This window comes from Terribacillus saccharophilus, from assembly GCF_046592895.1.
In the GTDB taxonomy this organism is placed as follows: domain Bacteria; phylum Bacillota; class Bacilli; order Bacillales; family Amphibacillaceae; genus Terribacillus; species Terribacillus saccharophilus_D.
Window position 1 is genome coordinate 114,433 of sequence record NZ_JAWVPU010000004.1, and the last position, 14,617, is coordinate 129,049.

General features: G+C 45.1%; 20 protein-coding genes. 12 read left to right on the plus strand and 8 right to left on the minus strand.

Annotation, left to right across the window (positions count from 1 at the left end; all coding sequences use genetic code 11):
* Positions 1–75 precede the first annotated feature (75 nt).
* Complete coding sequence (locus SFC66_RS13360; RefSeq protein WP_411219233.1) at positions 76–672, minus strand: HD domain-containing protein; 597 nt, start codon at positions 670–672, stop codon at positions 76–78.
* A gap of 155 nt (positions 673–827) precedes the next feature.
* Between SFC66_RS13360 and SFC66_RS13365 the strand changes: the two genes are divergently transcribed.
* From SFC66_RS13365 to SFC66_RS13380, 4 genes are all read left to right on the plus strand, one after another.
* The gene (locus tag SFC66_RS13365; RefSeq protein ID WP_411219234.1) at positions 828–1,553 is read left to right on the plus strand and encodes an alpha/beta hydrolase; all 726 of its coding nucleotides are present in this window, start codon (positions 828–830) and stop codon (positions 1,551–1,553) included.
* A gap of 93 nt (positions 1,554–1,646) precedes the next feature.
* Complete coding sequence (locus tag SFC66_RS13370; RefSeq protein WP_411219235.1) at positions 1,647–2,159, plus strand: 2'-5' RNA ligase family protein; 513 nt, start codon at positions 1,647–1,649, stop codon at positions 2,157–2,159.
* Positions 2,160–2,161: 2 nt separating this feature from the next.
* On the plus strand, positions 2,162–2,584 hold the full coding sequence (locus tag SFC66_RS13375) for a GNAT family N-acetyltransferase (protein WP_411219236.1): 423 nt from the start codon (positions 2,162–2,164) through the stop codon (positions 2,582–2,584).
* An 83-nt stretch (positions 2,585–2,667) separates the two neighbouring features.
* Positions 2,668–3,348 (plus strand): DUF421 domain-containing protein, encoded by a 681-nt coding sequence (locus tag SFC66_RS13380; RefSeq protein ID WP_411219237.1) that lies wholly within the window; start codon positions 2,668–2,670, stop codon positions 3,346–3,348.
* A 4-nt stretch (positions 3,349–3,352) separates the two neighbouring features.
* On the opposite strand, the gene SFC66_RS13385 is transcribed toward SFC66_RS13380, so the two are convergent.
* Both SFC66_RS13385 and SFC66_RS13390 read right to left on the minus strand, forming a co-directional pair.
* Positions 3,353–3,634 (minus strand): hypothetical protein, encoded by a 282-nt coding sequence (locus tag SFC66_RS13385; RefSeq protein WP_411219238.1) that lies wholly within the window; start codon positions 3,632–3,634, stop codon positions 3,353–3,355.
* An 86-nt stretch (positions 3,635–3,720) separates the two neighbouring features.
* Positions 3,721–3,993 (minus strand): hypothetical protein, encoded by a 273-nt coding sequence (locus SFC66_RS13390; RefSeq protein WP_411219239.1) that lies wholly within the window; start codon positions 3,991–3,993, stop codon positions 3,721–3,723.
* A gap of 221 nt (positions 3,994–4,214) precedes the next feature.
* Between SFC66_RS13390 and SFC66_RS13395 the strand changes: the two genes are divergently transcribed.
* The gene (locus SFC66_RS13395; protein WP_411219240.1) at positions 4,215–4,703 is read left to right on the plus strand and encodes a CotY/CotZ family spore coat protein; all 489 of its coding nucleotides are present in this window, start codon (positions 4,215–4,217) and stop codon (positions 4,701–4,703) included.
* Positions 4,704–4,746: 43 nt separating this feature from the next.
* Here SFC66_RS13395 and SFC66_RS13400 read toward each other — a convergent pair whose 3' ends face one another.
* Both SFC66_RS13400 and mgtE read right to left on the minus strand, forming a co-directional pair.
* Complete coding sequence (locus SFC66_RS13400; protein ID WP_411219241.1) at positions 4,747–5,196, minus strand: CotO family spore coat protein; 450 nt, start codon at positions 5,194–5,196, stop codon at positions 4,747–4,749.
* Positions 5,197–5,324: 128 nt separating this feature from the next.
* A complete protein-coding gene (mgtE, locus tag SFC66_RS13405; protein ID WP_411219242.1) occupies positions 5,325–6,689 on the minus strand; it encodes a magnesium transporter in 1,365 nt (454 codons plus the stop codon).
* A 232-nt stretch (positions 6,690–6,921) separates the two neighbouring features.
* Between mgtE and SFC66_RS13410 the strand changes: the two genes are divergently transcribed.
* Both SFC66_RS13410 and prpE read left to right on the plus strand, forming a co-directional pair.
* A complete protein-coding gene (locus SFC66_RS13410; protein WP_411219243.1) occupies positions 6,922–8,100 on the plus strand; it encodes an FtsW/RodA/SpoVE family cell cycle protein in 1,179 nt (392 codons plus the stop codon).
* A 62-nt stretch (positions 8,101–8,162) separates the two neighbouring features.
* A complete protein-coding gene (gene prpE, locus SFC66_RS13415; protein WP_411219244.1) occupies positions 8,163–8,900 on the plus strand; it encodes a bis(5'-nucleosyl)-tetraphosphatase PrpE in 738 nt (245 codons plus the stop codon).
* Here prpE and SFC66_RS13420 read toward each other — a convergent pair.
* From SFC66_RS13420 to yjbM, 3 genes are read right to left on the minus strand one after another with little or no spacing between them, the layout of a single operon-like run.
* Positions 8,889–9,752: an RluA family pseudouridine synthase gene (locus SFC66_RS13420; protein WP_411219245.1), complete on the minus strand. Its 864-nt coding sequence runs from the start codon at positions 9,750–9,752 to the stop codon at positions 8,889–8,891. The genes prpE and SFC66_RS13420 overlap by 12 nt on opposite strands.
* A gap of 5 nt (positions 9,753–9,757) precedes the next feature.
* Positions 9,758–10,555: an NAD kinase gene (locus tag SFC66_RS13425; RefSeq protein WP_411219246.1), complete on the minus strand. Its 798-nt coding sequence runs from the start codon at positions 10,553–10,555 to the stop codon at positions 9,758–9,760.
* Positions 10,556–10,569: 14 nt separating this feature from the next.
* Positions 10,570–11,199 carry a GTP diphosphokinase gene (yjbM, locus tag SFC66_RS13430; RefSeq protein WP_411219247.1) on the minus strand — a complete coding sequence of 210 codons (630 nt, stop codon included), beginning with the start codon at positions 11,197–11,199 and terminating at the stop codon, positions 10,570–10,572.
* A 131-nt stretch (positions 11,200–11,330) separates the two neighbouring features.
* Here yjbM and SFC66_RS13435 point away from each other — a divergent pair, with 131 nt between their 5' ends.
* The 5 genes from SFC66_RS13435 (at position 11,331) to SFC66_RS13455 (ending at position 14,608) form a co-directional block, all read left to right on the plus strand.
* Complete coding sequence (locus SFC66_RS13435; RefSeq protein WP_411219248.1) at positions 11,331–11,909, plus strand: CYTH domain-containing protein; 579 nt, start codon at positions 11,331–11,333, stop codon at positions 11,907–11,909.
* A gap of 98 nt (positions 11,910–12,007) precedes the next feature.
* Complete coding sequence (locus SFC66_RS13440) at positions 12,008–12,412, plus strand: globin domain-containing protein (protein ID WP_411219447.1); 405 nt, start codon at positions 12,008–12,010, stop codon at positions 12,410–12,412.
* Positions 12,409–13,287 carry a ClpXP adapter SpxH family protein gene (locus SFC66_RS13445; RefSeq protein WP_411219249.1) on the plus strand — a complete coding sequence of 293 codons (879 nt, stop codon included), beginning with the start codon at positions 12,409–12,411 and terminating at the stop codon, positions 13,285–13,287. Before SFC66_RS13440 ends, SFC66_RS13445 begins: the two co-directional genes overlap by 4 nt.
* 102 nt (positions 13,288–13,389) lie before the next feature.
* On the plus strand, positions 13,390–14,187 hold the full coding sequence (locus tag SFC66_RS13450) for an alpha/beta fold hydrolase (protein ID WP_411219250.1): 798 nt from the start codon (positions 13,390–13,392) through the stop codon (positions 14,185–14,187).
* Between the two features lie 235 nt (positions 14,188–14,422).
* On the plus strand, positions 14,423–14,608 hold the full coding sequence (locus tag SFC66_RS13455; protein ID WP_411219251.1) for a hypothetical protein: 186 nt from the start codon (positions 14,423–14,425) through the stop codon (positions 14,606–14,608).
* The last annotated feature ends 9 nt before the right edge of the window (positions 14,609–14,617 follow it).

Sequence of the window (14,617 nt, forward strand, 5' to 3'; positions counted from 1 at the left end):
GATTCCAAGCGTTCTTGCAAGGTGCCCGCGTACATTTTGAAAAAAAGACTAATCACTCTGCTGCTCCTGTAAGTCTTAGGTCTTAGCAAAAACACCCTCGCTCAGCTTTTGCTCCGCTTCTTCCACTATCACTTGTCGCATTTCCTCAAGTACGGGGTGGAATGCAGTGTGCGGCTTAAGCAAATACACCATTTCTTTCTCAATCTCAATCCATGTATCCAAGGACGCTTCATTATGCTGCAGCTGCGCTTCCAGCTTATCCAAGGCATTGGCTATTTTAGCTTCGAAGGATTCCTTCGCTTCGAATTCCAGCCAAAGGGATTGCAGCTCTTGTCCCGGGATTTCCTCCAGCATCAATCTGATATTATCCATCGCTTGTTCCTCTGCCAAACGTTTCTGTTCTTTTCTGTCTGGATCATACAATGTATCAAAAGCAGGTACATCCTTCGCCTCTTCTTCCACAAGGTCGTGAATCATGATCATCTTCATTAATTTCGCCATGTCGAATGTTTCTTCTATGTAAGGTTCAAGCAGCACTGCCATCAATCCAACGCGCCATGTATGTTCTGCTACGCTTTCCTGTCTGCCGTTGGAAAGCCAACTGTGCAGCATTTCAAGCTTCAGCTTCTCGGCAAGCTTCAAAACTTGCATGATTCCTTTGAATTGTTTCATTGTATCATCACCTCCTGATTATATTACCATAAATTTCTTGCACGATTCCTCCCTCATTCATACCAAGGTACGCAGTCTGTTGCTTTTTTCATTCCTATCCCCTGCATTCGTGTTAAAATGGCATCACATCCCTTCCACAAAGTGAGGTTTAGCATATGAAACGAAATGGTAAGATGGAAAGTGCCATCATCGACAGCATTTATTTGGATGAGAGCCTGGAGGTGCGCTGGTATAAGCCCGAGTCGTTTTCTTCCTTATATAAATATCAGCTATGCATCATGCAGGATGGAAACGATTATTTCCAAATGGGTCGGATTGCAACACTGAGTGATCAGCTGCATCGTGACGGCCTGATCAAAAATACGGTATTTGCCGGCATTCATTATCGGGACCGCTATGACCGTATCGATAAATATCATCCAGATGGTAAAAAGCACGAAGCTTTTTTGCAGTTTTTGTTACATGAAGCACTGCCGGTTTTGGAGGATGATCTGCCGACTTTACATATGGGAGCCGCCAGAACATTGATGGGTGATTCATTGGCCGGCACCCTCTCACTTGTTGCAGCCCTCCGTTTCCCGCATACGTTCGGAGGCGTTGTGATGCAATCCCCGCTGGTGGATGATGCTGTCCTGAGGGAAGTCAAGAATGCAAAGCAGCTGGATAGCTTGTCGATTTATCACACTATCGGTACGGCTGAAACACTTGTCCCTACATCCTTTGATAAGGAAATGGACTTCGTCGAACCGAATCGGGACCTGCAGGAATATTTCAAATCCAAGAATATCGACTATACTTACCGGGAATTAGAAGGTGCTGATCATACTTGGAAGTACTGGCAGCGTGACATGAAGCAAGTACTGACAGATGTGTTTGGCTGAACCTTCTTTCGCATACAGCAGGTATCATCTTTGGTATAATAAGGAACAAATGCAGACGATGCGCATTATTCTTTCATAATTGGAGGTATTGAGATGAACTACACGGTAGCAATCTTCCCATCCGAGCACGTGCAGCAAGAAGCCAATTCGTACCGCAAACGGTTTGACTCCGCTTATGCTCTCATCAAACCGCATATGAAAGTGAGACAGCCTTTTACATTGAATGAAAATGATTTGATCGATGCGGTGAGTGAATTGAAGCGAATCGCACGCGAAACGGCTCCTTTCTCCTATAAGATAGAGAAAGTAAGTACGTTCGCACCTGCACATAATACGCTTTATTTGAAAGTGACAGCTTCCGAAGAACTGAAAACATTGCATGAGAAGCTGTACCATGGGTTATTTGAAAGTGAAAAAGCGTATGCTTTCATCCCCCATATCACGATTGCCCAAGACATTTCGAATGGCGAATATGCTGATTTGTATGGCACGCTGAAGCTTAAGCAATTTCAATATGAGGAACAAGCTACTCAATTTCACTTGCTGGAGCAGCAAGCAGACGAGAAGTGGATCGTGAAAGAAACTTTTACATTAGGTGAGGAATGAATATGGAAATCATCGTAGCAGAAAACAGCATCCAGCAGCAGGACGCATTTCAAGTAAGAACATTAGTATTCGTTGAAGAACAAAAAGTGCCGGCCGATCTTGAAATAGATGAATTGGAGAACGAAAGCATCCACTTTGTCGGTTACGAAGATGGCATTCCCGGTGCAGCTGGCCGCATGCGATTCGTCGATGGCTATGCGAAGCTTGAACGGATTTGCATATTGAAAGACTTCCGTGGTAAGCGTTACGGCAATGACCTGATGTGGACTATGGAAGAAGAAGCGAAAAAACGCGGCATGAAAAAAGCAAAGCTCAATGCACAGATCCAGGCGCTTCCCTTCTATGAACGATTAGGATATACAACCGTGTCTGAAGAATTCATGGATGCTGGCATCCCGCATAAAACAATGACAAAGCAGTTATGAGACTCTCTTCTTTGGGGAGTCTTTTTTTTTGCATAGCTCATCTGTCTTTGGGCATGCTTCTTTTAGAAGGGGTGTGGTCGTACGTGAACGGATATGTTGAAATAATTGTGGAAGTGATATTCGGTTTTATCGGTCTTTTCTTATTGACGAAAATCCTTGGAAAAACACAAATGAATCAAATCACACCATTTGATTTCATCGCCGCGATTGCAGCCGGCGAACTATTCGGGAATGCTTTGTTCGATCCGGAGGCCGGGATACCTGAAATTGCTGTGGCCATTATCACATGGGGCATCCTGATGCTGGTCATTGAAAAGATCACGCAGCGTTTCAAGCGGACGCGGGGATTTTTTGAAGGAAAACCATCTGTCATCATCTCGCGCGGAGAAATTCAATACAAAGATATGAAAGTCAATAAGATGGATTTCAATCAGCTGATGCATCAGCTTCGTTCCAATAATGTGTTTTCACTTGCCGAAGTCGATTATGCCATCATCGAAGCAGACGGCAGTCTGAGCGTGTTAAAGAAAAGTGCTTATCAAACACCGACACGCAGTGATTTGGAATTGAAGGATCAAGCTAATCCGCTTCCTGTATCCTTTATCCTTGATGGGGAAATCATTGAAGATAACGTTATCAATGGCGGCAAAACGGTGGAATGGCTGAAGCAGGAAATCACAAAACAAGGCTTTGATTCTGCGTCGGATGTGGCATATGCAGAATGGACACCTGACAACGGCCTATTCACCAGAGCTTACCATTGAAAACTTAACAAACTGTATCTATATGCCGCCCTTTCCCGGTCAAAAGACTATATGTCTGCTTGTCCAAGGGCGTCTGTTTGGTTTTTTCTTGTTTTCTTTCAGAAGCCTGCATCGATGCTTGATAATCTAGTCGATCCTGGACGCGCTGTTCAAATGTATCAGGGCGTCTTTCCAGCATGATCGAATTTGTCCTCTCGATCGTATATCTATTTTGCTTGTTCAATCCGATTGTCCTGTTTTGATAATCCATGTATTGATATGCGGGTACTGGTACAGTCCAGCTCATAACGACGCCTCCTTTATCTTTTTATTCTCTTCTTCCCCACTTTTATCCTCTTCTAACCAAAAAAAGCAGCCCCAAGGCTGCTTTGATCAAAACCAGAAGTTCCGGCGTCTTTTGTCTTTATCGTCTTCGTCTTTTTTGTCTTCATGGTCATGTTTTTCGTCATGCTTATGGCCATCGTCATCTTTTTTTCTGCGGAAACCAAAAATCGGATCGTTATCATCATGCTTTTTATCATGGTCATGATCGTGATCATGTTTATGGTCATCTTTATCTTTTTCTATATCGTCAGTATCCAGAATCACTTTATCAGCTTTGATGATGAGATTCTTGACATGGATGATTTTTTTCTCTTCAGACATTTCATTCACTCCCTTTTCTTGGACTCATGGTCTTGATAGTTTATGTCACCTGCTTGGTTAAGGTGTGCTATGTACGCCCATTCAGTCATTTTTTAACTTACAATAATATTCCAGTCAACTTCTTGCATAATACAGTAAAATGCCCACACACAACAAGGCGCTCCTCATATCTTATTAAAGACGAAACGTCATTACTTTATCATTTCGAGAGGGGTTAAATCATGAGCAACGCAACGCCAGAACGATCCTCAGTCGTCGTGGATATCATCAGGGAAATCGCCAATGCGCAAAGAGATATCCATAGCGAATGCTGTGCAACAAGTGCAGAACAATCCATCAATGATCTTCTAGGCAACTTCGGGGGATCAACCGGTTTCGATACAGTACCTATCTGCTTGTATAACGACCTAGGCGGAATTTTCCGCGGATATGGTGTAGCACCAGGAGCAACTCCAGGAACACTTGGCCCGGTAGCTGCAAGCTACTACTTCCGCGTGAAAACAGTTTATGATGACAATGCTGCCGTATTGGAATTGCTTCGCAGCCCAGCTGACATCACCCTGATTCCAGCAGGCGTTGACGATCAAATCGTCACTGGCCTGACTGCTACAGGCATCTGCTTCACGGTTGATTTGAACCGTTTTGCACACATCACTACATTGCCAGCAATCTCTGCTTTCACAAGCGGCAGATTTGGCGACGAAGGCTAAAAAAGGAAAAGTTCAATCTTGAATCCAAGATTGAACTTTTTTCTTAAAAACCTAGTAATTTGATATCCTGGATATCTTCCAGCTTCACTTCTCGTTTAAATGGACGTCGAATGGATTTGAATTGGATGATATCATCAGCTGCGCCGGAAATGATGCCAATCAAACTGCCGTCTTTTGTGATGAGTTCACATTTCATGCGAGGAAGCTGTGTTGGAAGATTTAAAAAGTAATCCACTTTCTCAGTTGTTGTTAAGTCTTTGAAATTCATTTTTTTATTGGATGAATTTTCCTTTCCCGCTTGTTTTTCATCATGAAGCTTAACACCTTCCTGTATTTCTCCTTGTTGCTTTCCTTCCGCTTCTGCTGGTTTTACTTCTTTCTTTTTCCCCTTGGTCGTACGGTATGCTTGTTGCATTTCTGCCTTTGGCAGTTCGAGCTCGGGCTGGGCGATGAACAGCAGCGGCTGCTGGCTTCGTACCTTTTCTTTGGACATGCCATATCCTCCTCTGCATTAAGTTTCTTACTCAGTATATGCATCAGCCGGATGATGGTGCCCAGAAGCAAAAGAAAAAAGACTGCCCGTAGACAGTCTTGATTCCTATTCGTAATTGCAATCTCCGATTATGTCAGCAGTCCCATAAAAGCAGTTGCAAGTCCAAAGTAGATTAAAATCGAAATGATATCATTGATCGTCGTGATGAACGGTCCAGAAGCTATGGCTGGGTCGATGTTCAGCTTATGCATGAGGAGCGGGATGATTGCTCCGGCAAGTGTCGCAATGATCAAGGTGGCCAAAATGGATAAGCCGACAAGAAGTCCTAAGAAAAAGTCTTTTTGCCAGATTGTCACGACCAAGGTGATGACTATCCCGCAGCTGAGACCAGTCATGATTCCAGTCAGGCCTTCCCGCAGGACCATCCGCATTTTACCGCGCTTGGCAACATCACCTGTCGCCATGCCTCGGACTGCAACAGCCAGCGCTTGTGTACCTGTATTACCACCCATCCCTCCGATAAGCGGGATGAAGCTTGCCAGTATGGCCACTTGGCTGAGCGTATTTTCAAATCGGCTGATCATGCTGGCGGTGATCATACCCAAAAAGAGTAATACGATAAGCCATGGCAGTCGCTTGCGAGCGGAAACAAAAGCACTGTCCTCGCCTCTTTCCGTATCGCTGACACCGGCTAAACGGCTGTAATCCTCATCCGCTTCTTCTTCCATGACGTCAAGTATATCATCGACTGTGATGATCCCAAGAATGTGGTTTTGGAAATCCACCACCGGCAGTGCCAGGAAATCATAATCCCGCATCATTTGCGCCACATGTTCCTGATCATCCCCCACGGCGACACTGACGATCCTGTCGCTCATCACCTCGGAAATGAGCCAATCCTTTTCGGCAATGATCAAATTACGCAAAGAAATGACACCGACCAGCTTTTTATCCTGGTCCACGACATACGTGTAATAGATCGTTTCCGCATCCGGTGCTTCCGCCCGCAGATGAAGCATCGCTTCGCGTACCGTATCAGCAGCACTGACACTGACGAATTCCGTCGTCATGATACTGCCGGCTGTTTTATCTTCATAATGAAGCAGGTGCTTTATTTCGTCGGCTGCCTCTTTATCCATGATTGTGATAAAACTCGCAACCTTGTTTTTATCCATTTCCTTCAATATATCGACGGCATCATCGGCAGACATTTCCGCCAATACTTGCGCTGCATAACGGGAGTACATTTCCGTGAAATAAACATCCGCATTTTCCCAGTTCACGTTTTCCATGATTTCCGCTGTCTCGTCAGGTGAAAGATAGGAATAAATCTGTTTCCGAATTTCGTCGGGCTGTTCCTCGAATACAGCAGCTTGATCATATGGGTGCAATTCTAGGTATTCCGCACGAAATTTATCGATTTGCTGGTTAGCTAGTGCTTCTCTGATTTTATTTTGGTATAGTAAAATTTCTTGGTTTTCCAAATGATCCATATGGGCTTCCTCCTCGCTCGCAAATAACATTTAATAATAGTTAACATCTTGCCTTTTGTCAACGGAAAAAGGGGTACTCTATAAAAGGTTTAAGAAACTTTAATAGAGTTCACTTAATTTATCCGTCATTTTGTTGTAAACTGGAACAAGATTATATTCCACTCATTTGCAAAATCTAATCGCTTTTAATAGCTGCTAGAGATGCGGAAGGAACGAAAGAAAGGTTTTGTGTATGAATTCTAACAAATTTCGGTTAGATCTAACAATTATATTAGTTTTGATCCTGCTGGGTATCGTCTCTGCATTCACTTTACACGAACTGCAGCCGACACTATCCGGTATTGCAGCCCAGACCCAATATATGCCTCGTCAGATTATGTGGTACATTGTGGGCGGAGTCGTCATCACTGTCATGATGCTGCTTGATTATGACAGGCTCCGGCAGCTAGTCTGGATTTTTTATGGTATTGGAATCGTCATGCTTTTGATGCTATTCTTCAAATTCCCATCGGCAATCATAAATGAAGCGAACGGGGCGACCAGCTGGTTCATCCTGCCGGGTATCGGTTCGATGCAGCCTGCTGAATTTGTGAAAGTTTTCGTTGTCATCGCATTGGCGCATGTCATCATGTCACATAATGAAAAGAATACCGTTCGAACGAATAAAACGGATTTGTTCCTGCTTGGTAAGCTGTTGGCGGTGGCTCTGCCACCAATGGGTCTGATTGCTGTACAGCCCGACCTTGGCGGTTTCCTTGTATTATCCTCCATTCTCGGCGCTACGATTTTAGTATCCGGTATCAGTTGGCGCCTGTTGCTGACAATATTAGGAATTATCCTTGGCATTTCTTTATTTGTCGGGATCTTGGCATATATTTTCCCGAACCAGGTTGGTTCCTTCTTGCAGGAAACGATATTCAAGCACGTTGAAAGCCGTTTCCTCGGCTGGCTTTATCCGGAAAAATATCCGGATTCCAGTTATCAGTACCGATTGGGACTGATGGCCATCGGTTCGGGGATCTTATTCGGAAAAGGGGCTTCCAATTTCCAAGTCTCCATTCCGGAACGGCATACAGATTATATTTTCTCAGCGATCGCTGAACAATTCGGATTCATCGGATCGGCGATTGTCCTGTTCTTATTCTTCATCTTGATTTACAGGATGATACAAGTAGGACTGGAAAGCAATGAACCGTTCGGCAGTTACTTGGCAGCCGGTTTCATCGGGATGTTCACTTATCAGATATTCCAAAATATCGGGATGTCCGTGGGACTCGTCCCGATCACCGGACTTCCGCTGCCCTTCCTCAGCTATGGAGGGAGTTCCACACTTGCATATATGATTGCGATTGGTATCGTGCTCAATATCCATTCCAGGACACGCACGTTCATGTTCGAATCACAGCGATAAGCATCATAAGAAAAGGGAAAGCTACTATAAGCTTTCCCTTTTTATATATAGGAGTGATACGTATGAAGTTGGATTTCATTGGAGATGTTCACGGGTGTCTACCAGAGCTTTTGGAGCTTTTTGCAGAACTTGGCTATACAATGAAAGATGGGTTGCCAGTGCATCCAGAAAGCCGGCGACCATTTTTCATCGGTGATTTGACTGATCGCGGTCCTGATTCACTCGGTGTGATAAAACTCGTTTATCAGCTTGTTGAAAAGGAGCTCGGTTTTTATGTGCCTGGCAATCACTGTGATAAGCTGTATCGATATCTGCTCGGGAATAACGTGCAAATAACACATGGATTGGAAACGACTGTAGCCGAACTGCAGCATAGTGAGCCGAACCTACGCCGTAAGGTTTCAAATATGTTCATGCAGCTTTACAAAAAAGCTCCGCTTTATAAGCAGATACCAGAACTCGGAGCAGTGGCTGCACATGCCGGCATCAAGGAGTCCTTGATCGGTAAGCAAGGCAATAAAGTGAAAAGCTTCGTGCTGTATGGAGATACAACAGGGGAAATGGATGAACTGGGCCGTCCGGTGAGACTGGACTGGGCCAAGCACTATCATGGCGATGATTGGATCATCTATGGTCATACGCCCGTCTTGAACGCCCGTATCATCCACCATACAATCAATATTGATACAGGCTGCGTATTCGGCAATAAACTGACTGCCTGCCGCTTTCCTGAAAGGAGTCTTCACAGTGTTCCGTCCCAGCAGCCTTATGTCGAAGAAAAATTCCGTTCATTCGATTAAGAAATCAGCTGGGACCGGTGAATGAAAAGTGAGCACACGTTTTGTGAATGGATGGATGAAACGCAGCTGCTGGGAATGCAGGGCTTGTCTGTTGATTGCATCCCTCTTCCCGCCATATAGCGTATCCCCTGCCAGCGGGTGGCCAAGAAATGCCATATGCACACGGATCTGATGCGTCCTGCCTGTCGCCAGCTTCAACTCCAGCAATGTATGATGGGTGAAAGTCATCTGCTTGCGGAAATAGGTGACTGCCTTTTGTCCATCCGTCCTCACTTCCCGTTCGATGATCGAGCCTTCTTTCCGCCCGATCGGCAGACAGATCGTACCGGAAGCTTCTGTCAGGCAGCCTTCCGCAAGTGCCGCATAAGACCGCTGAATCTTCCCTTGTTTTTGGTCTGCTGCCAGCAATGTATGCGCATAGCGATGTTTCGCCACAAGCATCAGTCCCGATGTATCACGATCCAATCTAGTCAGTATATGGACTGTATAAGGGAGATTCTGTTCGCGGTAATGCCAAAGCAATCCGTTCGCAATTGTGCCTGATGGCTGGTTCATGGACGGTATCACCGCCACTCCTGGCTGCTTATCCAGTACTAGCACATGCTCGTCTTCGTAAACGATTTGCAAAGCAAGCTTCTCTGCCAGCATGTAGGTACCTGCTTCTTCTTCCGGCAGCTCCACTTCCAGGCAATCACCAGTCTTGCCGATAAGCCAAAGAGGCGCCGTCTGCTGGTTGAGTGTGACCAGCTGCGGCTCCTCTTTGAGTGTCTTGAATAGTCTTCTTGAAACGCCTTGCATCTTCAGGAAATCCTTGATTGTGATATCCTCTGGCAAGGTCCAGCTTAATTTCATGTTTTTTACCTCTTATCTGCAATGAATGAGTCATGCACCCGTTTCCAGAATGGGAAAGGACGGAAGCGAGCAAAACGGACACGCTGCTTTGCTACAGAACATGTAATCGACTCGATATCCGAGTGATTTTCCGTCATATGATCAATGGCAATCAAAAAACTCTTATCCAATGTCGGACGGAGCGTGCATGGATGATGGCTCGGCAAAATGAGCGGAGAGCCGATCGTCCGGAATACGCGATTATTGATGGAAGCAAGCTCCGTGACTTGGATCGATGCCAATGATGGATGAATGATGGCTCCATTCAAGGCCTTGTTATAAGCCGTACTCCCTGAAGGTGTCGAAATGACAAGACCATCACCCCGGAACGTTTCAAAATGTTCGCCTTTGATGGACACATCCAGGACAACGGAACCATCCGGCGTCTTGACGGAACATTCATTCAATGCAAGATGCTCATCCACCCTGCCGTCTTTATGAGTGATGGAAATATCCAGCAGCGGATACTCTACGATATGGTATGGTTTATTGGCAATCTGCAGCAGCAGTTTTTCCAATTCTTCCGGTACCCAATCTGCATAAAATCCTAAATGGCCCGTATGCATACCGATAAATGCCGTACTATCGAGCCTATGGACATATGTATGGAAATTCTGGAGGAACGTCCCGTCTCCGCCGACGGATATTGCGAGATCCGGCTCCTTTTCATCATATTCGAAATTGAAATGAGCCAGATGTTCGATAATCGTTTCCTTGATACGATCAGACTTCTCATCTCCCCGTGAAAGAACCGTATACTTCATCCCTGCTTACACCCCTATTTATGCTTTTTGATTTGCTGCTGATCATGATAGATCCGCTGTGCTTCCTGCACTTCATCCCGGATTTTGGACATCTCTTCATCCAGCCGGAATGCAGCTTCAGCTGCCGTTTTCAATCTTGTTTTCAATTCGGCCGGTATTTGACCATCGTATTTATAATTGAGGGAATGCTCATTTGTAGCCCAAAAATTCATGGCAAGTGTCCGAATCTGAATCTCGGCAAGTACTTTCTTTTCTCCATGAATCGTCTCGACTGGATATTCAATGATCATGTGATAAGACCGATAGCCGCTTTCCTTCGTTTCGACGATATAGTCAATCTCATTGACAATTTCGAAGTCATTGCGGGCTTTCAGCATGCCTGCCACTGTGTAGATGTCATCAACAAATTGTGTCACGATGCGCAGACCGGCAATATCCTGGATTTCCTGATGCAGCGCACTTACTGTAACCTGCTTATTTGCTGCTTTTTGAAGGATGCTTCGTACCGGCTTGACCCGGCCAGTGATGAATTCGATGGGAGAATGGCGCGACTCGTTTTCGAATTGCGAGCGCATTCCCTTCAATTTTACTTTCAATTCTTCTACTACTTGACCATATGGTGCTAAAAACACTTCCCAGTTCATACTCTACATTGCCCCTTTTCTTCCCAGCAGCGTCTAGTTGTTCCAGATGCATTCTATCTGCTTTCAGTGTATCATAAAAGCAGCTAGGCATAACAATCGAAAACACAGTTGTACGCACAGGGGGTATCAATATGCCGCAAGAAATCGAAATTGAATTCAAGAATCTGCTGACGGAAGCGGAATTCAATCAATTATATAAATCTTTGGACATGGAAAATACACCAGTCATCCAGCAAGTGAACCACTACTTCGAAACGAAGGATTTTCAGCTGAAACAACTGGGATCCGCCCTCAGGATTCGTGAAAAAAACGGAAAGTTTCAATCCACTTTAAAACAGCCGCATGCTGACGGTCTATTGGAGACACATGATGAGTTGACAGAGCAGCAAGCAAAAGCTTGGCTGCAAGGTAAGATAACGCTTGGACCCGAAATCAGCAAACAGCTGCAGGAGCTCGGTATATCGGCAGCCGAATTGGTTTACGGTGGTGCATTGGAGACAGTACGCCGGGAGCGACGTTATCTAGAGACGACAGTCGTCCTCGATAAAAGCACGTACGGAAGCACGACGGATTATGAATTAGAGCTTGAGGCGCACAGCTATGCGCATGGAGAGCATGTTTTCCAATCAGTTTTATCCGAGCATGGGATAGGAAAAAGGGAAACGCCAAACAAAATCCAGCGCTTCTATGACAGCCTTCAAAACAGATAAGTTGCCCAACCAAGCAAGTGGCTGATAAAATAAATTACAGTCAACTCCCAATGGGGGAAGATGTTATGTTGATTGCTCTTTGCACGAAGAAAGGAAGAATCATGAATCAAGCTGAAACATTGTATGATGGTATCGGCGGGCAAGCAACACTGAAACGACTGGTGGATAATTTCTACCGGCGTGTCGCAGTGCATCCTGATTTGAAGCCGATTTTCCCGGATGATCTCACGGAAACCCGCCGCAAACAACAACAGTTCCTGACACAATTCTTCGGTGGCCCGCCGCTTTATACAGAAGAGCACGGTCACCCGAAGCTAAGATACCGGCACTTACCTTTCGAAATCACACCAACGCGCAAGGATGCATGGCTTTCCTGCATGGCAGCTTCCCTCGAGGAAACTGGCATAGAGGAACCGTATAATAGCATAATATTTGAACGACTTGCGCTGACCGCACATCATATGATGAATACACCAGACAAAGAGAAAGGAGAATCGATATGAGCTGGGAATCTTCTAATTCAAAACAGCAAAAGCTTGAGGATGACTGTGGCGGATTTTGCGGGCTGTTTCCTGCCTCCAATAAACCATTGGAGATCTACGTTTTTATCGATCCGCTTTGCGAGGACTGCTGGTCACTCGAGCCTTTTCTCAAAAAACTTTCCATGGAATATGGACAATATTTCACTTTGCGTCCGATCTTGACGGGAGATTATCAACCCCTCGGGCGGGAACGCAGCGAATGCACTTATCCGAAAGCTGTCCTGCAGCCTGATAATCTTTTATTGAACAATGCCGTCTCCTTCCCGTGGCGTACATCCCTTGCTGTCAAAGCTGCAGAACTGCAAGGCCGCAAAGCTGGTACGCGCTTCCTCCGCACCATCCAGGAAGCATTGTTCTTGAACAAACAAGATATAACAGCGGATGAGATACTGCTTGAATGTGCCAAAATCGCTAATCTTGATTTGGAGGAGTTCCGCGAGGATATGTACTCCGCTTCAGCTAAAAAAGCGTTCCAATGCGATGTGAAACTCGCGAAGGAATTGGAAATCGATGAATCGCCTTCCATGGTATTCTTCAATGAGTCAGAGGAAGACTCCGGCATCAAGATTTCCGGGTTGTACAACTACGACGTCTATGTCAATGTCCTGCACCAAATGTTGCAAAGAGATCCGCAGCCAGCTGAAAAGCCGCCTGTAGAGGAGTTTCTTTCCAGCTATAAATTTGTTGCAAGCAGGGAAATCTCCTTGATTTATGACTGGACAAACGCACAGACGGAAAAGGAAATGAAGAAACTGCAATTGAAACAGATGGTGGAACGCATCCCTATCAAGCATGATACGTTTTGGAGATATAATATTACATCAAAAGCCGAATGATATTTAAGCACTCATCCCAAACAGCCGCACAGCCTTGTGCGGCTGTTTTTCATTGTCCGATTCCGGGAATATGATGACGATGCATAAAGGAGGTCAAGACAGATGATACAGAAATACTTCCAATCGAATGGTTTGCAATTGGCTTACTTGGATAATGGTGTCCAATCCGATCATGTTCTGGTGCTGATGCATGGTTTATTTGCACGCAGTACACTTTATAAGCCTTTTATGAAAAAAACCGAGGACTGGCGAATCATCGCCCCAGATCTAAGGGGGCACGGCAAAAGCGATCATGGTGCGGATGTGACCGACTATGACCGCAATTCCTATCTAGAGGATTTGGAAGCACTGCTCGATGACATCGGGGAAACAGCACGGCTTGTCCTGCTTGGCCATTCCCTGTCCGGCGTCACAGCTTATCAATATGCAGCCGAACATCCAGAGCGTGTAGATGGCTTGATCGTAGAAGATATGGGTCATAAGGTTTCTGGTGAACTTAATTATGCTTACAAATTCCAGCAGCCTGCGGATACTTTAGCTGCACTTTCAAACAGCATCGACCAAGCACAAAATGAAAACCACTTCCTGTACTACACAGAGAGCGCCTATGAAGCAGACGATGGCTGGCAGCTATGCTTTGATACCAATGGGATAAAAGCATCCCAGGACTACTTGAATGGCGATTATACAGACGCGTTCAAGAAGGTATCTTGTCCAACGCTGCTCATGCGCGGATCACACTCCCCTATCTTGTCAGAGGCCGTATGGGAAGAGATGAAACAGTTGCGCCCTGAAGCACAAGCACAACAATTTGAAAAATGTGGACATTCCATCCATTTCGAGGATTTGGACAGCTTCACCGCTTCTATTCATTCCTTCCTTCAAAAGTTCAAAGCATAACAAAAAGGCCTGCCTTTCGGCAGACCTTTTTGCATGTATAACTTCTACTGAGGGGATGGGAGAACAATAATCCAAACAAAGGGGACTTGTTTGTGATGTTTCTCACAAATATAATGTACCAAATATATTATGTAATAGCAACTGTTATGTGCATTATTTCACAAAAAAGTCACAAGCTCATTTAGTCTAGTTGTTTCAGCCTCTGCATAAAGTGGTGGTAGCCGGAGGTGTTACGATGAAAGGAATCGGGATCTTATTGATTACATGGGTCTTACTTGCTTTGATTTTAAATATTCTCGGTATGCTTCAGCTTGTTTCCATGGTGATTACATTACCTTTATTGTTTTTGTCCTTATTCGCCGCTTGCTATTTCTTTACACGTAAAAGAACATATAAAGGCACGAAAAAACCGACGCGTTAGCGCCGGTTC

Excerpts from the sequence above, each read along its gene's own strand:
- SFC66_RS13435 (WP_411219248.1), top strand. The coding sequence starts at position 11,331 with ATGCCGCAAGAAATCGAAATTGAATTCAAGAATCTGCTGACGGAAGCG.
- SFC66_RS13370 (WP_411219235.1), top strand. The coding sequence starts at position 1,647 with ATGAACTACACGGTAGCAATCTTCCCATCCGAGCACGTGCAGCAAGAA.
- SFC66_RS13395 (WP_411219240.1), top strand. The coding sequence starts at position 4,215 with ATGAGCAACGCAACGCCAGAACGATCCTCAGTCGTCGTGGATATCATC.
- SFC66_RS13450 (WP_411219250.1), top strand. The coding sequence starts at position 13,390 with ATGATACAGAAATACTTCCAATCGAATGGTTTGCAATTGGCTTACTTG.
- SFC66_RS13360 (WP_411219233.1), bottom strand. The coding sequence starts at position 672 with ATGAAACAATTCAAAGGAATCATGCAAGTTTTGAAGCTTGCCGAGAAG.
- SFC66_RS13375 (WP_411219236.1), top strand. The coding sequence starts at position 2,162 with ATGGAAATCATCGTAGCAGAAAACAGCATCCAGCAGCAGGACGCATTT.
- mgtE (WP_411219242.1), bottom strand. The coding sequence starts at position 6,689 with ATGGATCATTTGGAAAACCAAGAAATTTTACTATACCAAAATAAAATC.
- prpE (WP_411219244.1), top strand. The coding sequence starts at position 8,163 with ATGAAGTTGGATTTCATTGGAGATGTTCACGGGTGTCTACCAGAGCTT.
- yjbM (WP_411219247.1), bottom strand. The coding sequence starts at position 11,199 with ATGAACTGGGAAGTGTTTTTAGCACCATATGGTCAAGTAGTAGAAGAA.
- SFC66_RS13410 (WP_411219243.1), top strand. The coding sequence starts at position 6,922 with ATGAATTCTAACAAATTTCGGTTAGATCTAACAATTATATTAGTTTTG.
- SFC66_RS13455 (WP_411219251.1), top strand. The coding sequence starts at position 14,423 with ATGAAAGGAATCGGGATCTTATTGATTACATGGGTCTTACTTGCTTTG.
- SFC66_RS13400 (WP_411219241.1), bottom strand. The coding sequence starts at position 5,196 with ATGTCCAAAGAAAAGGTACGAAGCCAGCAGCCGCTGCTGTTCATCGCC.
- SFC66_RS13425 (WP_411219246.1), bottom strand. The coding sequence starts at position 10,555 with ATGAAGTATACGGTTCTTTCACGGGGAGATGAGAAGTCTGATCGTATC.
- SFC66_RS13365 (WP_411219234.1), top strand. The coding sequence starts at position 828 with ATGAAACGAAATGGTAAGATGGAAAGTGCCATCATCGACAGCATTTAT.
- SFC66_RS13445 (WP_411219249.1), top strand. The coding sequence starts at position 12,409 with ATGAGCTGGGAATCTTCTAATTCAAAACAGCAAAAGCTTGAGGATGAC.
- SFC66_RS13390 (WP_411219239.1), bottom strand. The coding sequence starts at position 3,993 with ATGTCTGAAGAGAAAAAAATCATCCATGTCAAGAATCTCATCATCAAA.
- SFC66_RS13420 (WP_411219245.1), bottom strand. The coding sequence starts at position 9,752 with ATGAAATTAAGCTGGACCTTGCCAGAGGATATCACAATCAAGGATTTC.
- SFC66_RS13385 (WP_411219238.1), bottom strand. The coding sequence starts at position 3,634 with ATGAGCTGGACTGTACCAGTACCCGCATATCAATACATGGATTATCAA.